Source organism: Bradyrhizobium sp. Leaf396 (assembly GCF_001424605.1).
GTDB classification, from domain to species: domain Bacteria; phylum Pseudomonadota; class Alphaproteobacteria; order Rhizobiales; family Xanthobacteraceae; genus Bradyrhizobium; species Bradyrhizobium japonicum_C.
In genome coordinates this window covers 120,750-141,557 of sequence record NZ_LMQJ01000010.1, presented here as the reverse complement: position 1 = coordinate 141,557, position 20,808 = coordinate 120,750, and the positions used below count along the sequence as shown (strand labels likewise).

Here is a 20,808-nt window from a genome sequence, read left to right as displayed (position 1 = left end):
GGCGATCGCCGCGGGCAGAGGGTCCGGGCAGGGCAATGCCGACGGCTCGGACAGCCACGCGAACCGCCGCTGCCCCGTCTCTTCGGCGCGGCTCGGTCGGGAGGGCGGAAGGACCGCTCCTCTCCGGTCGCCGGCGCAGCATGACGAAACACGCAACGAAGGCCCCGCCGCGCGGCGGGGCCTTCGTTTATTTCCAGACAAGGAGAACGATCATGTGCAAGGCGGCGCGCCTTGCCTGCGCTGCAATCGACGCAGCGGGACGGCATCATGCCGCCTCTCGCACCATGCCAGAGTCGGGCTGAAGGCCGTGAAGATAGGCGACCGCGCGTTGCGCGTGCGCCGCCGCCGAGAAGATGAAGCGCTTGTCGTTGGATAGCACGTCCAGCCACGATGCGAGGTAGCTCGCATGGTCGGGGCGCGGCTCGAGTTCAGGCACGATGTCGAGATCGGCGCAAAGGAAACATGCGCCGAGCTCAGCGACCAGCTCCTCGCGCGCGGCCACGCTGCGATCCTTCGCGTAGCGGCTGAGGTCGCGATCGACGCGGTGCGCTGGCGCGGTCCAATGCACGCTTTCATGCGCGAGCGTCGCCGTGTAGCTCTCGGCGTCGCGAAAGCTTTCGAACGGCGGCATCTGAATGATGTCGAGCGACGGCGCAAAGAACGCCTTGTCGCCGCCGTGTCGGATGGTCGCGCCGGTATTGGCGAAAAACGCGTCGGCGTGTGCGATACGCCGGGCCGGCGCAACGGTCGGTGCCGGACGCCCGTAATAATGATCCGGCAGGTTGTCGATCTGGTCGACGCAAAAGACGACATAGGCGCGCAGGAATGGAATCGCGCGCTCGACCTCATCGCCATGCTCATTGGTTTCCGTTTTCGTGATCCGATTGGCATACACGACCATCGTGCCGTGCTCGCCCTGCGGACATGGCCGCCGAGCTCGACCGCCTGCTTGAATGTCATCCAGATCGGCGACGTGAAGCTGCGCGCAACGGCCTCCGACCAGAGCAGCACGACGTTGATCCCCTGATAAGACATGCCGTTGTGGCGCAGCGGGCGCGTGATGCGTCCGGCCGTGTTGGCCGCGTTCCAAGGCTGGACCCAGGGTCGCACGCCGCGTTCGAGGTCGGCGACGATGCGATCGGTGATCCGCGCATAGATATCGGCGCGGGGCTTGGTTTCCTTCCGGCTCATGATTCGAACCTCCGTTTGGAGGCCGCGCCCATCGCGGCCCGTCACGGCGGTCCGCGGCGGAGGTCCGCGGGGCCGCGCATCCGGTCGTGAAAATGTGCCGCGTGACGACGGAGACGCCGGACCGGAACGTCAGTGGAGGACGGCGCAGCCGTTGCGCTGCCGCGCGGGCCGGAGCATGGACCGAAAGCCGCGACGGGCCGCGATGGGCGCTTCACGTCGATTCATTTTCTATTTGCGCAATTCTCGTGCAGCGTTTGCGCGGCGCCGGCGCGCGACATGAAAAAGGCCGGCCCTGAAGGGGCCGGCCGGAATTGATGATAGTGGAAGAAGGCGGGGCCGAAGCCCCGCCAGCGGCGTCAGCCGAACGCCGCCATCTGCACCTCTGCCGCCTTGCGGCTGACGGTCTCGCCGGGCTGCTCGGACTGACGCTCGAACGGCTTCCAGCTCTCGCCGACGACGTGTTCGTAAGCCGCCACGGCGCCCTCGGCCGCCATGCGCAGCGCGTGGGCTTGAAGGGCGACCTCAGCAGCGAACTCGCGCTTGCGCTGTGCCGCCGAGTCGAAGCCGACCGGACCATCGAGGTCCGCGTCGCGCGCATCGTTGGCGAGTCGCGCCGTGGCTTCGCGCGCTTCGGTGACGGCGCGACTGTAGAACTGCCCGGCGCCGTGCGCGGAGCCGACATACGACCCGACGATGCGCTGCAGGTGGATCTGCATGGCGCGTTCGCTGAGGCCTTCGTTGAGCGCGTCGGCGGTTTCGACGATGAGCCGCTGGTGTAGATCGCGGATGCCGTCGCTGTCGAGGACGGTGAGGCCGAAGCTCTCCGCGATGCGGGTGGCTTGCGCGGCATCCGGGCAAACGAGCCGGATCATTTCGAGGGTGGTGCCGCGACGGAGCGGGACGACGCGGGCGCTGGTGCGGGGTGCGCGGGCGGTCTTGGTCATGTGCAGTCCTTTCCTGGTTTCGCCGCCGGGTTCGATCCGGCCCCTGCCGGACCTCCCTTCGGGTGCGGTCGCCGGGCGCCGCCGGATTGAGGGCCGCTTCAAGGCCCGGGGGCCGCCAGGCGAGCGAGGTCCGGTTGCGGACAAGCGGGGCGAAAGCCCTGCGCAGGCCGCGGCCGGGCCTTGCCGAGATCGGCGGGCTCCGGTCGCTTGCGACTTGGCCTTGAAGCGGACCGCCGGCGGCGCAGACCGCAGCAAACCCGAGGGGAGGACCGACAGGGTGCGGGCCGGGTTGGCGATGCCGGGAAGGGCGTGACGTGGCCGCGCGGTCCCCACATCCAGCGCCGTCTTGGCCGTCCGGGGCTCTCCCGAATGGTCGCGACGTCTCCGACGCCACGCCCGCGTGTCGGTTCAGCTTCTCCCGGAGGAGATGCCGATGCACCGGGCGATCAGCGCGAGCGACCACGGTTGCCGACGATCAGCGCTCGACAATGGCCGCGCTGGCCGCGATGCCGTATCGAACGCGCAAGGCGGTGAGGGCGTCGTCCTGCCGGGCGAGGTGGCGGATCAACACGTCGATTTCCGGCATGCGCGCGAGCATCAAGTCGGCGACATAGCCTTGATAGGCGCGCTGGTCAGCACCGGTCCAGGCGCCAGCGCTAGATCGGCGACGGCGCCGTTTCGCCCGCGCCGTGATCGTCATCCGCTCGGCGCGTTTGGCGACCTGCCGCTCGATCACGGCGAGATGGTGCTGGGTGCCGCGTCGCGCGGCGTCCATGCGGGCGAGCAAGGCGCCGATGTCCGTGTGGCGCGTCATGGCTGTCGTCTCCGCGGCCAGGCCGGAAACGCCGTCGCGTCGGGTAGGTAGTCGCCAGCGATGGCGACCGGGACAATCGAGCCCGCGATGTCGTCGCCGGCGACGGCCCAGTCGATGAGGGACGAGTGCGCGCCGGCATATTTGCGCATGTCCTGCGTGAGGATGCCGTGCAGCGCATCGGCGACCTCGGCTTTCGGCGATCCGTTCGCCTCGACAAGGAGATGAACCGCGACGAGATAGGTCGTCATCGCGAGGGCTCCTTTCGCGTGTGAGGAAAGTTCGAAGCCGTCGGCGCGCGCACCGACAGCAGCACGGCCCGCTTCCACGCGTCGGCGCCCGTGAAATGGCGATGCAGCTTCGGATGCCAGACGACGAGCACATCCTCATCGTTGTCATGCGCCGCCTTCCAGCCGAAGGCAGCGGCGATGATTTTCCAGGGCATCGCCGCCTCCTATCGCTGCCAGCCGATGAAGCTCGACGGACCGCCATAGAGGCGATGCCGAACCTCATTGATGACGAAGCCGAACCGGCCGACGTGATACTCCTCCGCGGGAACGAGAAAGCGCCGCTCCTCGGTGCCAGGGCCGCGCTTGCCGCCGAGGGTTGCGACAACTTCGACGAAGCCCTTTTCGTGATCGGAGGTGATCGCGGAGACGACGATCCAGTCGCCGGCATGGTCGCGCTCGAAGGCGCGGCGATCCTTCTCGCGGGATTCTCCGGGTTGCAGCACGGTCCCGAAGATGGCTTCCCACGCATCGGGCCAGCTATCCTTGACCGTGCGCTCCGCGCAACGCCGCTCATAGCTGGTGAAGAGGTGCGGGAAGGTCAGCGCGACGATCGCCCAAGCCGCGTCTTCCTCGTACCAGCCGCCGCTCGCGCGCAGCATGGAATGGACCTTGCGGTTGCGCTCGGCCGAGAGGTGGAAGCCGCCGTGACCGGCCGTCGCGTGGCAGGTGACACCCTCCGCATAGACGGTTGCGCCCTGCGAGCGGCCCCATGGCGTATTCGCTGTGGAGGCGATGTCGCTGCGGTGGAGCATGCGCTTCTCGCGCTGGTGCTCGGCGCTTGCATCGACCTTGGCGCGGAAGGCGGCCTCATCTGCGAGCTCGCCGGAATGGCCGTAGAAGTCGGAGCGCATCCACTCCGCGATCGGTCGGCCGATGCGCCAGCCGCTCGCGAGATAGTGACGTCCATCATGCGCCGGCAGCATCGCGAGTGCGATGTCGCCGACGCGAGCGGCGAGAAAGCCCTCGGCGCTGCGTCCGAATTCCACCTGCGGCATTGCAGAGGTGGACTCGTCGTCGATCGTGGTGGAAGCGCGCGTTGTCATGCGACGGCCCTCCCCTCAACGCTCTCGTTCGAGTGGGTGTCCGCCGTCACCTCGTCGAGGACGGCATCGGGATAGCCATGGCTCTTGAGCCAGGTTTCGGCGTCGGCACGACTGCCGGCGAGATGGACGAGCTGGGCATCGTCTCCGCAGCGGTCGAACACGCGAACGGCGCCGGCAGCGGGCTGCTCGGTGACGACGAAGGTGAGCGCACTGTCGACCGAAAACGTGCGATGCACGCGAAGGACGACGACACCGCCGCCGCCGTAGTCGCCTTCGTGCAGGGTGAAGGTCGCGGCCAATGTCGTGTTGCCGACGCGCCGTTCGGCCTGCTTGCGGATCAGTCGGCCGCCGCTGTTGCGGTGTTCCCAGCCGGCGAGCTTCTTCGTGAATCGCGCAGGTGGCCGCGGGGCGCCGTCGGAATAGCGGATGATCGCGCCGATCGGCGCGCTGTCGAAGATCGATCGTGCGGACATGATGTCCTCCTGTTGATGAGCGTGGAAACGAAACCGCCGCCGGCTGGACGCCGGCGGCGGGAGTGTTTGAAGTGGCTCGAACGCGCGCCTATTCGGCGGCGACCGCGTAGTCGCCGTGCTCGTCGTCGCCGGCATCGGCCTCGTCGAACTCGCCGTCGTCGCCATCGTCGGCGTGCCTTTCGGTCCATTCCGCAATCGCGTCGGCCTGCGGCGCGAACAGCGCGGCGGGATGCACGAAGCGGCCGTCCGCGAAATGGGCGACCAACGCCGCGCGCGTATCCCTCACGCGCGGACGCGGCAGGACCGACGTTCCCTGCAGCGCGGCCTCGAGCGCCGTGCGCGACAGGCACGAGAGAAACTCCTCCGTCGCCAGATTGGGGAGGAACTCGTCGGCGCCGACCGCTGCGCCGGCGACGCGCGCGACAACGCCGCTGTTCGAACGGTTCTCGCGGCACGACAGCACGTCACTCAGCACCTCGCGCGCGACCACGCGCAGGGTGTCGCGGTCGTAGGCAAGCGTGCCGTCCTCGGCGATGAGGCGCCTCGCCTGCTTCGCGCACGCGCCGTATCCGGACGTGCGTCCCGATGCGGCGGTGACATTGTTCGCCGCGATGGCGAGGACGAGCAGCGCGGTCAGCGTGTCGTCCTCGATCGGGGCGCGCGTCAGCGCCTCGTGCAGCGCGTCGGTGCGCAGATCGCCGATCATGTCCATGCCACGCCGGGTGACGTCGGGCCGCGACGTCGGCGCAACGCTGTCCGCTTCGGCGGCACGGGCGCCCTTGCCCTTCGCCGCATCCTTCTTCGGGCGCGGCATCCGGTAGGCGACCGACTGAACCGAGCCGCTGCGCGGGTCGAGATACCAGCCCGTGCAGTCGCTCTTGTTCGGCTTGCCATAGACGCGCTCGGCCTTCGGCGGCAGCTTCGGCTCGCCCCAAGCCGACACCTCGATGACCGCGCCGCGCTTGGGCAGGTGGTTGGTCATCCATTCCTGCTGCGCGCCGAGGAATGCTTCGACGTCGTTGGTGTAGCGGCTGTCCTCGTCGGCCGGCGCGAACAGGTCCTCCTGCCAGACGATGCCGTAGGCCTGCGCGAGATCATCGCCGAAGCTCGCGTCGCGCGCATACATCCGCGTCTTGGTGAGCGCACGCGCCACCTCGCTCCACGAGACCTGCGGATCGGTCTTGCGCGGCTTGTGCTTCTTCCAGACTTGCGCCTGCTCGTCCTGCGTCGCCGCAGCGATCGTGCGCAGATGCTGTTCGTTCGGCATGTCGCCTTTGGCGATGTGGTCGAGCATCGCCGGCAGGATGTTCGCCAGCAGGCGGAGCTTGCGGATCTGGCGCACGGACTGTCCGAGCGCGATGCCGATCGATTCCTCGGTCCAGCCGAGCGCGACCAGGCGCTCGATGCGCCGCCATAGGTCGACCGGGTTCAGCGGCTCGCGTGCGACGTTCTCGATCAGGCTGCGCAGAGCATCCTTGTCGTCGTCGGGATCGGCGACGAGAACCTCGATCTCGTCGAGCTTGGCGGCGATCGCCTGCGCCACACGCCGCCGGCCGATCTGGATGACGAGGCCGTTGCCGCGGCCGGACTGCGGTGTGACGATCGGCGGCTGGATGATGCCGACGGCCTTGATGCTGGCAAGCAGCAGGGCGTCGCTCTGCGGCGTGGACTTGGTGAGGCGCGTCGGATCGGGGTTCACGATGAGCGCGCGCGGATCGATCTTCATCAGTCTCATGGGATGATCTCCATTGCAGGGGTTGCGGACCGCGCGGTTCCGGCGGTCCTTTTCCGTCTCCTTCCGGAGACCCCTCCCGGCCCGCAGGGCGTGAGTGGCCGGCGCAACTGCCGGCGAGCGTCCCTGCCCGGCCGCCCAAGCGGGGCGCTTGGGCCCTGCGCAGGGCGCCGTGGCCGGGGCGGCGGAGGCGGCGGTTGAGACTCGTCGCCGGCCCGAACGCTCTGCGACCGACCTTCTTCGCCGTCCCTTCTTTTCGTCAGGCGGCGGCGCGGGCATCTCCGGCCTCGCCGTCAGCCGGCTGATCTCGCGCGAGATCGGCTTCCACCTCGGCGAGCCGCCGCCGCTTCTCCTCGAGCTCCCCGGCGAATGCGAATTCCCCGCCCTGGCGGGCCTCGTAAGATGCGAGCCGGCGTCGGGCATCGGCCAGCCGCAGCCGGTAGCGCTCCTGCTCGTCCTCGAATCCGGACACGGCGTGTTCAAGCCGCGCGACGGCGCCCAGCGGCGTCACCGTGACCGGAAGTTCGATCTCGTAATCGGCGTTCGTGCGCGCCAGCATCACGGCATAGCGATAGTTGTCGCGTCCGAAGCGCTCGCCGCAATAGTCGACATCGAAGCCGCCAACCGCGGCGATTGTCTGCGTGCCATCCTGCCGACGCTGCACGCGTGTCAGGATCTCCTGCATGAGCGCCCGCCCGGCGCCTTTGCGCTCGTCGTAACGCGTGCCTGCGACCATCATCGTGAACGCGTCGCCGGCGGTCGGCACAAGCCGCGCAATGTCCTGGCCGATTTCGGTGATGCGGCGTGTCGCGAGTTCGATGTCGCGCTCCGCGTCGCGCACCTGCCGGCGGACCGCGTGCTGATCGTCGATATGTGCAGCGCGCTGGCGCTCCAGCCGCGCGATGTCGGCCTCAAGGCCCGCCTTCTGCATCAACCGCTGATCGCCGCTCGCAATCGCCTTGGCCAACGCGAACTGGTTCGCCTGGCCTTCGCCGATATCCTCGAGCCTGCGGATCGAGGTATCGCCGGAGAGCGCCGCCGCAATGAAGCGGGCCTTGCGCTCATTGTTCTGCCACATGCTCGCGTCGAGCGAGCCCTCTGTCGCATAGGCGAAGATGTCGATGACGTCGTGCTGATTGCCCTGCCGCTCGATGCGGCCCTCGCGCTGTGCGATCTGCGAGGGCAACCACGGCACGTCGAGATGATGCAGCGCCTTCAGCCGAAGCTGCGCGTTGACGCCGGTGCCCATCGTGTCGGACGAGCCGATCAAGAAGCGGACCTTGCCGGCGCGAACGTCGCCGAACAGGCGCTGCTTGGCCTCGGACTTTTTGTAGTCCTGCATGAACGCGATTTCGGACGGGGGAACGCCCATGCCGATGAGTGTGTCGCGTATCCAGCGATAGGCCGAGAAGCCGCGCGACTTCTCGACGCTGATGGTGCCGAGGTCGGAGAAGATCATCTGCGCCGCGCCCGGCAGCTCGTAGGGCTTGGCGTCCGGCCGGACGTAAGTGTTCGGCGCCGTTTCCTGCCAGATGCGGAAGGCGGTGCCGATCAAGAGATTGAGCTTGTTGTCCGGCTCGTTGCCGCTGTCCGGATCGACCAGGCGCAAGTCGATCGCGGCATGGCGGCCGTCGGTGATGACGGAGAGCAGGATATCGTCGCCCGGCTCCGGCGCGCGGTCGCGCGCCTCGATCGCCTTGATGCGCTCCTCGAGATGGCGCTGATAGACCTTGAATGCCGCCGACGGCTTCGCCGTGAGAATCTGCCGCTTGCCGGTCGAGATCGCCGGCACTTTCACATACTGGCGCAGATCCTCCGGCATCACGACATCAGCGAAGGTGCGGAACATCGTGATCAGCTCGGCCACGTTGACGAAGGTGGCGAAGCGCGTGACGGGCTTGTACTTGCCGGACGGCTGCAGCTCGAGCTCCGTCGTCGTGTCGCCGAAGGTCGAGGCCCAGGCGTCGAACTCGTGCAGGCCGCGCTCGCGCAGCGCGGCCGCGCCGAGGAAGCGCTGCACGGTGAACATCTCGCCGAGCGTGTTGGTGATGGGCGTGCCGGAGGCGAGCACGAGCGCACGGCCCGGGTTCTTCGTCTCGATGAAGCGCGACTTCACATAGAGGTCCCAGGCGCGCTGCGAGCCGCTCGGATCGACGCCTTTCAGCGTCGACATGTTGGTCGCGAAGGAGAGCTTCCGAAACTCCTGCGCCTCGTCGACAATGATCTGGTCGATGCCGATTTGCGAGATCGTCAACAGATCGTCCTTTCGCGTGGCGAGCGATTCCAGCCGCTCCTGCAATCCCTCCTTCAGCCGCTCGAGGCGCTTGCGCGAGACGCGGTCGTCGTTCTCGACCTTGGTGAGCAGTTCCTCGTAGAGCTCCAGCTCGTCATGGATCATCTGCTGCTCGAACGCGGACGGCACGCCAATGAAGCGGAATGCCGAGTGCGTGATGATGATCGCGTCCCAGGTCGCAGTCGCGGCGCGTGACAGAAAGCGCTGGCGCCTGTCCTTGGTGAAATTGGTCTCGTCCGCAACGAGAATGCGCGCGTTGGGATAGAGCGCCAGAAACTCGCGGGCCGCCTGCGCAAGGCAATGGCCCGGCACGACGAGCATCGCCTTGGCGACCAGGCCGAGCCGGCGCTGCTCCATGATCGCGGCCGCGATCGTCAGCGTCTTGCCGGCGCCGACGGCATGCGCGAGGTAGGTCGCGCCCGACGCGATGATGCGCCAGACGCCGCGCTTCTGGTGGCCGTAAAGAACGAAGGCGCCCGACGCGCCGGGCAGCTTGAGGTGCGAGCCGTCGAATGCCCGCTGCGCGATGTTGTTGAAGCGGTCGTTGTAGAGACGCGCCAGACGGTCCGTGCGATCCGGGTCGGACCACACCCAGGTCTGGAACGCGGTCTTGATCTTCGAAAGTTTCTCCTTGGCGGCCTCGGTGTCGATGACATTGAGCACGCGACGTTCGCTGTCGTCATCCTTGATGATGTCGAAGATCTGCGGGACGGCGCTGTTCAACGCATCGGACAGAAGCTGACCGGCATGACGGCGATCGGTTCCCCATTCCGACGTGCCGGCGGCCGTCCAGCCGAGCTGGCGGGCCTCGACCGTCCATGAGGCGAGTTCCGGCATGTGCCGGATCGTGATGTCGGCGCCCATCGTCTCCTTGACGAAGGCGACGACGTCGTCCGCCGGAATCCATGGGGCGCCGAGCCGCGCCGTGATGTCGGAGGGGCGAAGGTCCGCAGGCTGTACGGCCTGCAAGGCCCGGACATTGCGACCATAAGCGTCGTCGAGCCCCGCGGCCGCTTCCGCCGCCTTCAACTTGTCGCGGACAGGTCCGGACAGATAAGCGTCAGCGGTCTGCCAGGAGCCGTCAGACGGGTCGCGGAAGATCGCATCGCCCAGTTCGGCGATCACGTCGTCGACGTCGCGATGCAACAGTTCAGCGATATGTTCGGGATCAACGTAGCCGCGCTCATTGAGCACCACGGCGAGCGCATCGAGAGCCGAGGTGATGACGGGCGCGGGCGGCGGCGCGATCACGCGCTCGGTGAAGATCGGGCCGGGCCGCGCGGTGTTGCTGTCGAGATCGTAGTCCTCGATCGAGGCGACCAGCCAGCAATCGGGATCGTCGGCGAACGGGGCGAGGTTCGGGCGGCGATGGGTCTCGCGGACCTCGCCGGTTTCCTCGTCCTCGACCGTGGAGACGACGGTCGTGTTGATCGGTCCGAAGTCGCGCACGAAACTCGACCAGGCGATGCGCAGGCGAACCTGTGCCTGCTTCCATGGCTCGTCGCGCTCCTGCGCGCGAAGCACCTCGCGCACGGCGTCGCGGATTGGAATGAGCTTGCGAATGACCCGCGCGTGCTTGTCGAAGATGCCGTCCGTGGAGCGGCCTTTGCGCACCTTCACGACGACGGGCGCGCCGTCGAGAATCTGCATCAGCGCCGCGCCCGGACCGACGACGTAGCTGCCCTCGCGGATCGTCGCGCCACCGGCGGTCGCAGCCGCGACCTGTGGCGTATCCCTATCGGCGTCCGGATCGACCGCCTCCGGCTCGCCGTCATAGATGGCTTCCGGAAGACGATTGACGGCCGCGGCCAGCGCAACGCCGAGGTCCGCGCCGCGGCGTGGGTTGCAGGTGTAGGTCTCGCCGTATGGGCCTGACGTCAGCGCATGGATGCCGAGCACCATTTCCTGCTGCTGGGCGAACCAGCCATTGACGCGGATGGCGCCCTCGTCGGCGGTCGCAGCGCGGACCTCGGCGAGATCGAGCCATGCCACGTCGCGCGCCGCCTCGCCGGCGTCACGCTTGCGGAAGAACATGATATCGACGACGACATCGGTGCCGGCATCGGCGCGGAAGCTGCCTTCGGGAAGCCGGATCGCGCCGACGAGATCGGCCGTCTCCGCGAGGTGCTGACGCGCGCTCGCGTCGGCCTTGTCCATCGTGCCGTGCGAGGTGACGAAGGCGGCGAGACCGCCAGGCTTCAGCAGCCGAAGCGCCTTGGCGATGAAGAAGTCGTGCAGCCGCAGCCCGAGTCCACGGAAGGCGGGATCGCCGCGCACGGTTCGATCGGAGAACGGCGGATTGCCGACGGCCAGATCGAAATGCTGCGGCAGGCCGGCGCGCGCGAAATCCGCCGTGATGATCGCCGCGCGCGGATGCAGCAGGCGGGCGATGCGCGCGGTGACGGGGTCGAGCTCGACGCCGGTGACATGCGAGACGCCGCGCAGCTCGTCCGGCATCAACGCAGGAAACAGGCCGGTGCCGATGCCGGGCTCGAGGATGCGGCCGCCGCGGAAGCCCAGTCGGAGCAAGCCGTCCCAGACCGCGCGCACGATATAGTCCGGCGTGAAATGGGCATACTGCGTGCAGCGCGCCAGCGACGCATAGTCAGACGGCGTGACGAGCGCCTGGAGCTCCGCGCCGATCGTGTCCCAGCCGTCGCGGAATTCGTCCTCGCCCGGGCGGCGAAAGACACTATTGGCGAGTGCCGACGCGCCGAAGCCGGTGAAGCGGATGAGCGCTGCCTGCTCGTCCGGCGTCGCAGGCCGGCCAGCGGCGTCGATCTCGGCCGCGAGTCGGATTGCCGCGATGTTGTCGCGGGCGCGATCGCGCCAGGACGCGGCGAGGCCTCGCCCATCGAGAAGCCGGACATTCTCGCCCTTCGGCATTGATCCGATCGGCGATGCCGACGGCGCCGCAGGCGCCGGCATCACAGGCGGCGGATCATCGTCATTGCCGTCGGCCGCGGGGTCCGGCGCGAACGCGGTGACGCCGAGGCCGAGACCCGGCGCGATTGCGGGATTGCCGAAGAGGTCGAGGGTGAAGGGATCGTCGTGCGCCATTGGGGAAGTCCTTCTGTTGGGCGCGCGCGGCCGTCCGCCGGCGTCGCGGAGGCGACCGGCGGCACGGCGTTGCGGAGGTTGGGAGGAGCGGGCCGGTGAACGGACCGCGAAAATGCGAAAGCCCGGCGCGGGGCCGGGCTGGTCGCAGGTTCGGGAGGGCGTTGCGGTCTATGCCGCTTCGGGCAGATGCCGGAACTGCACTGGCAGCTTCGCGGCGACCTCGTCATCGGTGAGATCGTCGAGCGGCTTCAGGACTGTGCCGAGACCGCCGCAATAGACGAGCACGGTGCGCTTGCCCTGCAGGGGAGCCGGCCATCCTTTGCCGGCATAGCCGCGATAGTCGTCATGCGTGCCCGACCAGATGTGCTCAAGGCGTTCGTCGCGCGTCATGGCGCGGACCGGGCGGGACTCCCGCTCGATGATCGCTCGCTTCATCTGCTCGGGCGAGCCACGATCGGACAGGTCGCAATAGCCGTGGAAGAAGCGCTTGCGACCGTCGATCCAGAGCGTGAAGAAGACGCTGGTCACGTTATCCGTCATGAATTCGCGCATCGCGAACATGTCGGCGCGCATCCAGAGCGGCGGCAGAATCTCCAGCATGTAATCATGCTCGGGTTCGGCGATCTCGAACCACTCGCCGGCAAAGAGAGGCGCGGCATCGCCGGCCCCGTAGGTCGGATCGCCACGATGTCGGTTGAACAGACGGTGCATCTCATGGCGCGTGGCGATGCCCTGGAAGATTTTGCGGATGGTCGGGAGGGTGTGCATGGCGGCTCCTTTCGGCCTCACGGGCCGAAAGCGTGAGCGATCCGCGTGATCCCTCATTCACTTCAGCCCTTCATCACCTCCTCCCGCGGGCCGCCTCTCCGGTCCGGCGGGTCAAGGGCCGCGGAACGCGGGCGAAGCTTCCCTTGACGCGCCGGCCGGGCATGCGGCATCGCGCTTTTCACTCCTCCTCCCCTTTTTCATTCCCCTCTTTCACGTCGGCGCGGCGCTGTTCGGCGCTCTGGATGGCCGCGAGCGCGGCCTTGAACACGGCCGAGCCCCGCTCCTCCGCGAGCTGGGTCGCTGCGGCGACGGCGAGGCATGCGAGATGGATGTCGTCGTCGGTGACAGCGTCCGGCGACAGCGTCGTGAGCGCATCGTCGTAGGCGATGACCTCGCCGATCATCGTGCGCACCTCATTTTCGTCGAAGCGCAGGAGCACATGCGTTCGCGGCGCTGCTGCAGCCGCAAGCTCCTTGCGGAATTGCTCCAGCACCTCGTCCGTCGAGCATGACCGGATCGAACCGGCGGTGATCAGCGTGGCCATCCCGCCAAATCCATCCGGCAACATGCGCGAGCACGTGAACGCCGATGAGACGGCAATCTCGTCGAGCGTCGCGGAACGGCGCACGATGTCCTGAAAGATGGTCGACCAGGAGACGTCGGTGAGATCGAGCTCCGCAGAGGTGTCGGCGGCGGCGATCTCCCCGAGCCGGTTCTCGACGATGGCATTGAGGACGCTGTCGGCGCCGGCGGAGTCGCGATGCGCAGCGCGCAGCGCCGCGGCGGCGATGTCGATGCACTCCGCCGGACTCGCGTCGGCGAAGAAAAGCGTTCCGGCGCCATCCTGCTCGGCGGTGAACATATGTGAGAGCACGAGCCGCTCGAGCGGCGTCATGTCAGTGTCGGGAATCGTCGTCTGCACGACGGTTGGAACGCAGTAGCTGGCCATGTCCGGCTCCTGAAAATGACAAAGCCCGGCAGGGCCGGGCGTGGTTGCGGGAAGGTGAATTGTGCGAGGCGCGATCAGTCGGGATCGCGGGCGCCGGCGAGGATCGCTTCGGCTTTGGCGATCGCCGCAGCCGCGCGGTCCTTCCAATAGGCGCAGTCCAACGCCTTGGCGCCGCTGGTCAGCACTTTGACCAGGCCGAGCAGCACCTCGAAATGATCGGCCTTGCGCTGAAGCGTTTCTCGATAGTGCGACGGCACCGGCACGGACGGCGCCTGATAGGCGGTGTCGCGGCCTTTCCAGACGCCGGTGACGTAGGTCTCGCCGGCGGTTTCGTGGTCGTGCTTCTCGCCGTCCCAGTCGTCCTCGACGGCGAGCCGGCAGGCCGCAGCGAGATCGGCCGCTTCGTAGCTGCGCTGGCGATGGACCGGCAGGCGATAGGTCGTCTCGATTGTGTAGATTGGCATGAGGTTGCCCTTCCCTTCGGGTGTTGAAGACACCCTCAGGGCGCGGCCGCATCGAAGGTCCGGCGGGTCAAGGGCCGCGGCACGCGGGCGAAGCCTCCCTTGACGCGTCGGCCGGACATGCGGCACCGGGAGCCTCTCCGCCTCACTCTTTTTCTCGAGCGCCTGCTTCTGCGTTGAGCGGCCGCGCTATCGTCTCATTCGTCGCGCCGCCTTCAGGTCCTCATTCCAGTCATCGTCCGTCGGGCGCAGGCGATCGTAGCCGGCGCCGACATCCTCTGCGATGGCGCGCAGGCGGTTGCCGAACACGTCGCCCTGCAGGTTGCTGTCGGTCGCGGCGACAAGAACCGTGCCAGGGCGCGTGGCGACGGCGCGGATCGCCGCTTCGGTCGTCGGCGACCAGCCGCCGCCGGTGCTGACATAGAGCGTATCGTGGCGCAGGCCTTCGATCGCGGCACGGCTCATCGCGTCGATCGCCGCCTCGGTGACGCAGACGCGCGTCGCATGCGTCGCGCCGAGACGGAACAGCACCTTCGATCCGTCAGTCGCAAAGCCGCGCCATTCGGGGCCGCGCTCTTCCCAGCCGACAACAACGCCGGCGTCGTCCGTATGCGCCGCCCACATGCTGCCATGCGGACCTTCGCGCAGCCGGTCCTGATCGACGGCCTCCTGAATCAAGTGATCGGGAATGGCGCGCGTCTCGGCGAGATAGCGCCAGGTCGGCGAGCCCGGCCGCGGCTTGAGACGCGCGGCCCAACGATGCGCGAGCGGCGCGGTTGGCTTGGCCCGCGCCGGGCGTTTCCAGGCCGGCTGCGTCGGCGTGAAGCCAACAAGCTCGGCGACCTGCTGCAGAGCCACCGCAAAACCGGCGGCGCCGAGATGCTCGGCGAGGTCGAAGACGTCGCCCTTCGCTTCCGACATCGGATCGAACCAGCCGCGCCCGTCGTGAATGACGATGACGATCTGGCCCTCGCCGTGGCGGTATTTGACCGCCTTGCGGGTGCTCTCCTTCAAGTCGACCTTCCAGCCCGCCCTCTCCAGGACGGACGCGCAGGGCACCTTCCCCCGCAGCTCGTCGATGTCTTTCTTCTCCATGACACTTACGCCGAACCCGCCGCGGCGGCGATGTCCAGCCCTTTCTTCGGTTGGCTTCGCATTTCCCGCCATTGACGGGACGACTCCGACCAGCCGCGAAGCCTGCCGGGGGCAAGGGCGCGTTGACAAGACGTTGCATTCGTCGGGCTCCGGGCGCGGCGGAGCCTCCCTTGCGGCCGGCAAGGCGCAAGCGGCAGCCGGCGCCCGCCGTCCACAACCCTCCCCCGGCCGATCGGCATCCGGACACGGGCGTTGTCGCAGGGACACCGGGCTCGTGTGACCCGTCGGATTCGACAGGGTGTGCGGCTCGCCGCGCCGGTGGATGCTCCCGCCCACGGCGCACGCGTCGGCATGGGAGCCATCGGAATGCGAGCAAGTGGAATGGCGCGGCTGCTCGGGCATGGCGCGGACGCAGGCAAGTCCGACGCTGCAGGAAAGACCGCCGCGCATGCCGGACAGGATGCCAGTCGGAATGAAACGGGGAGACATCACATGCCAGCCATCGGCTACGTCAACAAACTCGACGACGGTTCCTATCGCGGCACGCTGCGGACGCTGTCGATCTCAGCGGCGCTGAAGATCATGCCGAACAAGGAGAAGAAGCCGGACAGCGACCGGCCCGACTATCGCGTCTATGCCAACGGCGCGGAAATCGGCGGCGCCTGGATTCGCAAGAACAAGGAGAACGGCGCCGACTATGTGTCGATCTCGATCTCGGCGCCCGAGTTCGGCCCGCGCAAACTATTCGCCAATCTCGGCCGCGCGGCGGGATCGGAGGGCGACGACGAGTTCGCGGTGATCTGGAATCCGACCGAATAGCGCATACCGCCTGGGTCGCCTGACTGCCGTTGTCCACCTTGGCGCGCGTCAGCGACGAAAGCCCGAAGGGTGAAGACCCGCGCAAGAGGGGCTTCAGCGCAGCCGCCGGCGCGGTCCCGCAGGGAGACGCCCATCTCGTCTGACCGGCGATGGGCCCCTACATTGGGGCCTATGTGCAACAATTACGAGCAGCACGTCCGCTGGCAGGAATACTGCAAAATGATGCAGGACCTCGCGCTCGGCATCCCGACACAGCAGACCGAACTCGACCTGCCGGAAGCAGACGACATCAAGATCAACGATCGCGGCCCGGTGATGCGCGCCGCCGGCAATCATGTCGAGCTCGCCTCGATGAATTTCAGCTTTCCGCCATCCGGCCGTGGCGGTCCGGTGTTCAATTTCCGGAGTGAGAACCGGCGCTTCGATCAGAGCAACCGCTGCATCATTCCGGCCAGCGCTTTCTACGAGTTCGTGGGGAAGAAATATCCGAAAGCAAAATATCGCTTCGCGCTCAAAGGCTCGCCGATCACGGGCATCGCCGGCGTCTGGCGCGAGGGCCAGGGCAATCATCCCGCGTCCTTTGCGATGCTGACGACAGCGCCAGGCGAGGACATCGCGCCCTACCACAATCGCCAGGTCGTGGTGCTGAAGCCGAAGGACTGGCCCGGCTGGCTGCAGCTTACCAGTCCGGAGGCCGAATTATTGCGCCCCCTGCCGAAGGGAACGTTGAATGTCGAACTTGTTCGCGAGGGCAGCGACTGATGGCGCGTCAACGCTTGCGGTTTGCCAATCCGAGCGTCAGTCGTCGAGCTTCTTGCTCTTGAACGTGTAGTCCGCGTTGAATTTCAGATCGTAAGCCCGACCGTCACTGCAGGAGGCGCTGTCGACCTCAAATTCGCGGTCATCGTCATCCCATTCCATCTTGCCGCCGGTACAACCCTGGGCCGCGACGGCTGACACGAGTCGGGCGCGCTCGGTGTCGGTGACCGCACGGTCGGCTTTGGCCTGGACCGTAACGATCGCCAGAAGAAAGAGAGACGCCAGCAGTACGCGCATGACGCGGACCTCGCTTCGGCACATCATTCCAGCGCCGTTCGCGGACGCTCAAGGACCAAACCGCCAGATTGCGAATTCGTTCGACTTAAATGCCTGTTCATGATTTGTACCATAGCCTCGGGATTCGGGGCAAGGGCATGCTGCAGCAGGTCAGGACGGCGCATCAACAGGACGCAAGCGGCGCGGCTTATCTCGCCGGGCTGAATGTCGAGCAGCGTCGCGCGGTCGAGCACGGCTGCGACGCGCTGGCTGACGCCCCGCCTCTGCCCCGCCTCTCTTGATCATCGCCGGCGCCGGCTCCGGCAAGACGAACACGCTGGCGCATCGCGTGGCCCATCTCGTGGTTTCGGGCGCGGACCCGCGCCGCATCATGCTGCTGACATTCTCGCGCCGGGCGGCGGTCGAAATGCAACGTCGCGTCGAACGGATCATGGCGAAGGCGCTCGGACCGAACGCCGGCGCGATGGCCGATGCGCTGGCCTGGTCGGGGACATTCCATGCGATGGGCGCCCGGCTTTTGCGCGAATACGCGGCGGACATCGGACTGGATTCGGCCTTCACCATCCATGATCGGGAAGACTCCGCCGACCTGATGAATCTCGTGCGCCACAATCTCGGCTTCTCCAAGATGGAGAAGCGCTTCCCGAAGAAGGATACGTGTCTGGCGATCTATTCGCGGGCCGTGAACGCGGAAACCCCGCTCGGCGAAGTGCTCGGTAGCGTCTTCCCATGGTGCATTGAATGGGAGGCCGAACTGCAACGGTTGTTCGGCGCCTACGTCGAGGCCAAGCAGAAGCAGAATGTGCTCGATTACGACGATCTGCTGCTCTACTGGGCGCAGATGATGATGGCGCCGGCGCTCGCCGAGGATCTTGCTGACCGCTTCGACCATGTCCTGATCGACGAGTATCAGGACACGAACAGGCTTCAGGCCTCGATCCTGCTCAACTTCAAACCGACCGGCCGCGGCCTCACGGTCGTCGGCGACGACGCGCAGTCGATCTATTCGTTCCGCGCGGCGACGGTGCGCAACATCCTCGACTTTCCCGGTCACTTCACGCCGAAGGCCGAGTTGATCACGCTCGAGCAGAACTATCGCTCGACGCAGCCGGTCCTCGCCGCGGCCAATGCGGTGATTGATCTGGCGTCGGAACGCTTCACGAAAAACCTCTGGTCCGATCGCGCATCATCCGATCTGCCCACGCTCGTCAACGTCGCCGACGACATTGCGCAGGCCGGCTACATCGTCGAAAATATCCTCGCCAATCGCGAAGCCGGGCAGCGCCTGAAGTCGCAGGCGGTCCTGTTCCGGACGTCAAGCCACAGCGCGACGCTCGAGGTCGAGCTGACCCGCCGCAACATCCCATTCGTCAAATTCGGCGGCCTCAAATTTCTCGAGGCGGCGCACATCAAGGATGTGCTCGCGGTGATGCGCTGGGCGCACAATCTGCGCGATCGCGTCGCTGGATTCCGGGTGGCCCAGCTCCTGCCCGGCATCGGCCCGGGCACGGCTGCGAAGCTTCTCGACGCCATCGCCGAAAGCGGGAGCGCGGCCTCGGGCCTGCACGGCTTCCGTCCTCCGGCCGCGGCTGCCACACAATGGCAGGAGTTCGTCGAGACCATGAGCGCGCTGCATCTCGGCGCGGCGGGATGGCCGTCCGAACTTGATCTCGCCTGCCGCTGGTATCTGCCCTTCATGGAGCAACGCTACGAAGACGCAATACAACGGCAGGCCGACCTGACGCAGCTTGCGCAGATCGCAGCCAGCTATCCGACACGCGAACGCTTCCTGACCGAACTGACGCTCGACCCGCCCGATGCGACGAGCGACCAGACCGGTCCGCCGCTGCTCGATGAAGACTATCTGATCCTCTCGACCATTCATTCCGCCAAGGGCCAGGAATGGTCGTCGGTGTTCGTCCTCAACGTGGTCGATGGGTGCATTCCCTCCGACCTCGGCGTCGGCTCGACGCCGGAGATCGAGGAAGAACGCCGGCTTCTCTACGTTGCCATGACGCGGGCCAAGGATCAGCTTCATCTGATGATCCCGCAGCGCTTTTTCACGCATGGCCAGCGCAGCCTCGGCGACCGCCACGTCTATGCGCAGCGCACGCGCTTTATTCCGAACGGGATCACGAAGCATTTCCAGAGCCGGTATTGGCCGCGGGCCCAGACGGCTTCCGCTTCGGCGCGCTCGACGCGTACGCCAATCGACATGAAGGCGCGCATGCGCGGCATGTGGGAAAACAGCTAAAAGCGGGGCCATCTACCACAGCCGTTCGCGGCTTCCGTAAAGCGGATGCTGTTTTGGTACACCCACACGGCGAATGGCCGTTATCGCCTGGTCGCGCTCCTGAAAACTGCCGCGGCATTCATTATAGGTGCCCGTCGGGGGATAGGCGCCCACGACCAGGAAGGTCGAACCTGCGTTCAGACATTCATGTCCAACGCCGGCCGGCACGACGATGACGTCGCCGGCGCCGACCTTGACGGTCTTGCCCTTGTTGCCGCCGAGCCGCAGCGTCGCGGAGCCGCGGGCAATCCCCAGCACCTCGTGGATCATTGAGTGATAGTGGACGTAGTCGTAAATCCCGTTACGCCAGGCCTCGCCCCAACCGTTGATGTTGAACAGCTTCTCCAGAACGGCGGCTGAATCGTCCTTGCGGCCGAACCGGAGGGCTTTGCGGTAATAGAGCAACGGAAACTTGGGATTGTTCGGGATGTAGCCGTCGTCGCGGAATTTCATGCGAGAGGGACGGACGTCACGCACGCAGCCGAGCGCCTCCTCCCGGCTCGGGATGCCGATGCCGGTCGCCTTTTCGACGATGCGCTTGACGGGTTCGATGACGTCCATGCCTTGAACTGAACGCCGAGCGAGGCATCGAGTTTCAGCGGGGCACCCGATATGACCGATCGTGACCCGCCGGGGACCTGGCTCGAGGCGGACAATTCCAAGACTCCGAGAGCACAGTTCGATCAGAAGGCGGCCGCGATCATGCGCGCTGCAGCGGCCAATAACAGAACCGCCAGCACCAGCCTCAGCGCACCCGGCTTGAGATACTGCGTGCCCAGCCACGATCCGACAAGCCCGCCGACGGCGACACAAGCCAGCCATATCGGCAATTGCGTGGGCAGAGATGGCATCGTCGCCCATGCACCGAGCAGAGCAGCCGCCGAGTTCAGAAGGTTGAACACCGCCGATATGGCGGCGGCCGTCCTTGTTTCGGTCCAGCGCATTGCAAGCACAACAGGCGCGAGGAAAATCCCGCCGCCGACGCCCGTCACACCGGACACCAGTCCGATCGCGCCGCCGACCAGAAGCGACGGGAGGAACGGAGGAACAACGGGCGCTTGCTGGTCGAGCATCGAGGCGGATTTTACGGAGCGAAGCATCAGCACCCCGGCGACGAGCAACAACACGCCCACGACAGGCATGTAAACGGCCGCGGGGAGATGGAGCGCGCCGCCCAACAGCGAGAAAGGAGCGCCAAGCACGGCGAACGGATAGACGGTGCGCCAGGTCAGCATGCCGGCGCGATAGAAGCGATAGCATCCGATCGCTGACACCAGCACGTTGAGCGCGAGGGCGGTCGGCTTGATCGTTGCCGGATCGAAGCCGATCAAGCCCATCACGGCGACATAGCCGGTGCCGCCGGCCTGTCCCACCGCTGAGTAGAAGAGCGCCACGACCGCCAGGGCAAGGGCAAACAGAGCGTCAGTCATATGGTGGCTGTAGCACCCGTTGCAGTGAGCTTGAAAGCAACGCCCGGCATTCACGATCGTCCGTTACCGGAAATCTCGTGTCTTCACGCGTGTCAGATGA

The 20,808-nt window shown here is 66.7% G+C and carries 17 protein-coding genes and 2 pseudogenes; 3 read left to right on the top strand and 16 right to left on the bottom strand.

All coding sequences use genetic code 11. The features are described from left to right. Nucleotides 1–265: 265 nt before the first annotated feature. The 13 genes and pseudogenes from ASG57_RS12070 to ASG57_RS12010 all read right to left on the bottom strand — a co-directional run bounded on the left by ASG57_RS12070 (nt 266) and on the right by ASG57_RS12010 (nt 15,110). Nucleotides 266–1,191 (bottom strand): annotated as a pseudogene (locus tag ASG57_RS12070) (ArdC family protein). 356 nt (nt 1,192–1,547) lie between these two features. Next, a complete protein-coding gene (locus ASG57_RS12065; protein WP_054164265.1) occupies nt 1,548–2,135 on the bottom strand; it encodes a hypothetical protein in 588 nt (195 codons plus the stop codon). Between the two features lie 475 nt (nt 2,136–2,610). Continuing rightward, nucleotides 2,611–2,949, bottom strand: coding sequence for a hypothetical protein (locus tag ASG57_RS12060; RefSeq protein ID WP_057196365.1), 339 nt, complete (start codon nt 2,947–2,949; stop codon nt 2,611–2,613). Further along, nucleotides 2,946–3,197, bottom strand: coding sequence for a hypothetical protein (locus ASG57_RS12055; RefSeq protein WP_057196364.1), 252 nt, complete (start codon nt 3,195–3,197; stop codon nt 2,946–2,948). The genes ASG57_RS12060 and ASG57_RS12055 overlap by 4 nt, the downstream gene beginning before the upstream one ends. Continuing rightward, nucleotides 3,194–3,391, bottom strand: coding sequence for a hypothetical protein (locus ASG57_RS12050; RefSeq protein ID WP_057196363.1), 198 nt, complete (start codon nt 3,389–3,391; stop codon nt 3,194–3,196). Before ASG57_RS12050 ends, ASG57_RS12055 begins: the two co-directional genes overlap by 4 nt. A 9-nt stretch (nt 3,392–3,400) precedes the next feature. Beyond that, the gene (locus ASG57_RS12045) at nt 3,401–4,279 is read right to left on the bottom strand and encodes a DUF7007 domain-containing protein (RefSeq protein ID WP_057196362.1); all 879 of its coding nucleotides are present in this window, start codon (nt 4,277–4,279) and stop codon (nt 3,401–3,403) included. Next, nucleotides 4,276–4,752 (bottom strand): UCP036055 family protein, encoded by a 477-nt coding sequence (locus ASG57_RS12040; protein ID WP_057196361.1) that lies wholly within the window; start codon nt 4,750–4,752, stop codon nt 4,276–4,278. Before ASG57_RS12040 ends, ASG57_RS12045 begins: the two co-directional genes overlap by 4 nt. Nucleotides 4,753–4,840: 88 nt before the next feature. Continuing rightward, nucleotides 4,841–6,487: a ParB N-terminal domain-containing protein gene (locus ASG57_RS12035; RefSeq protein WP_057196360.1), complete on the bottom strand. Its 1,647-nt coding sequence runs from the start codon at nt 6,485–6,487 to the stop codon at nt 4,841–4,843. 256 nt (nt 6,488–6,743) lie between these two features. Continuing rightward, nucleotides 6,744–11,837 carry a helicase-like domain-containing protein gene (locus ASG57_RS12030; RefSeq protein ID WP_057196359.1) on the bottom strand — a complete coding sequence of 1,698 codons (5,094 nt, stop codon included), beginning with the start codon at nt 11,835–11,837 and terminating at the stop codon, nt 6,744–6,746. A gap of 168 nt (nt 11,838–12,005) precedes the next feature. Further along, entirely contained in the window at nt 12,006–12,605 is a 600-nt protein-coding gene (locus ASG57_RS12025) for a DUF1419 domain-containing protein (protein ID WP_057196358.1), read from the bottom strand. Nucleotides 12,606–12,783: 178 nt separating this feature from the next. Next, nucleotides 12,784–13,554 (bottom strand): hypothetical protein, encoded by a 771-nt coding sequence (locus ASG57_RS12020; protein WP_057196357.1) that lies wholly within the window; start codon nt 13,552–13,554, stop codon nt 12,784–12,786. Between the two features lie 74 nt (nt 13,555–13,628). After that, entirely contained in the window at nt 13,629–14,018 is a 390-nt protein-coding gene (locus tag ASG57_RS12015) for a hypothetical protein (RefSeq protein WP_057196356.1), read from the bottom strand. A gap of 186 nt (nt 14,019–14,204) precedes the next feature. Continuing rightward, nucleotides 14,205–15,110 (bottom strand): DUF3991 and toprim domain-containing protein, encoded by a 906-nt coding sequence (locus ASG57_RS12010; RefSeq protein WP_057196355.1) that lies wholly within the window; start codon nt 15,108–15,110, stop codon nt 14,205–14,207. 492 nt (nt 15,111–15,602) lie between these two features. Here ASG57_RS12010 and ASG57_RS12005 point away from each other — a divergent pair, with 492 nt between their 5' ends. Together ASG57_RS12005 and ASG57_RS12000 are read left to right on the top strand one after the other, a co-directional pair. After that, a complete protein-coding gene (locus tag ASG57_RS12005; protein WP_057196415.1) occupies nt 15,603–15,929 on the top strand; it encodes a DUF736 domain-containing protein in 327 nt (108 codons plus the stop codon). Nucleotides 15,930–16,100: 171 nt separating this feature from the next. Beyond that, entirely contained in the window at nt 16,101–16,691 is a 591-nt protein-coding gene (locus ASG57_RS12000; protein WP_057196354.1) for an SOS response-associated peptidase family protein, read from the top strand. Nucleotides 16,692–16,727: 36 nt separating this feature from the next. Here ASG57_RS12000 and ASG57_RS11995 read toward each other — a convergent pair whose 3' ends face one another. Then, entirely contained in the window at nt 16,728–16,985 is a 258-nt protein-coding gene (locus ASG57_RS11995; protein WP_162250052.1) for a hypothetical protein, read from the bottom strand. Nucleotides 16,986–17,122: 137 nt separating this feature from the next. Between ASG57_RS11995 and ASG57_RS11990 the strand changes: the two are divergent. Further along, a pseudogene (locus ASG57_RS11990) lies at nt 17,123–19,239 on the top strand (ATP-dependent helicase). 12 nt (nt 19,240–19,251) lie between these two features. On the opposite strand, the gene ASG57_RS11985 reads toward ASG57_RS11990, so the two are convergent. Both ASG57_RS11985 and ASG57_RS11980 read right to left on the bottom strand, forming a co-directional pair. Then, nucleotides 19,252–19,839 carry a cupin domain-containing protein gene (locus ASG57_RS11985; RefSeq protein WP_057196352.1) on the bottom strand — a complete coding sequence of 196 codons (588 nt, stop codon included), beginning with the start codon at nt 19,837–19,839 and terminating at the stop codon, nt 19,252–19,254. A 122-nt stretch (nt 19,840–19,961) separates the two neighbouring features. Next, complete coding sequence (locus tag ASG57_RS11980) at nt 19,962–20,762, bottom strand: sulfite exporter TauE/SafE family protein (RefSeq protein WP_230646653.1); 801 nt, start codon at nt 20,760–20,762, stop codon at nt 19,962–19,964. Nucleotides 20,763–20,808: the final 46 nt, after the last annotated feature.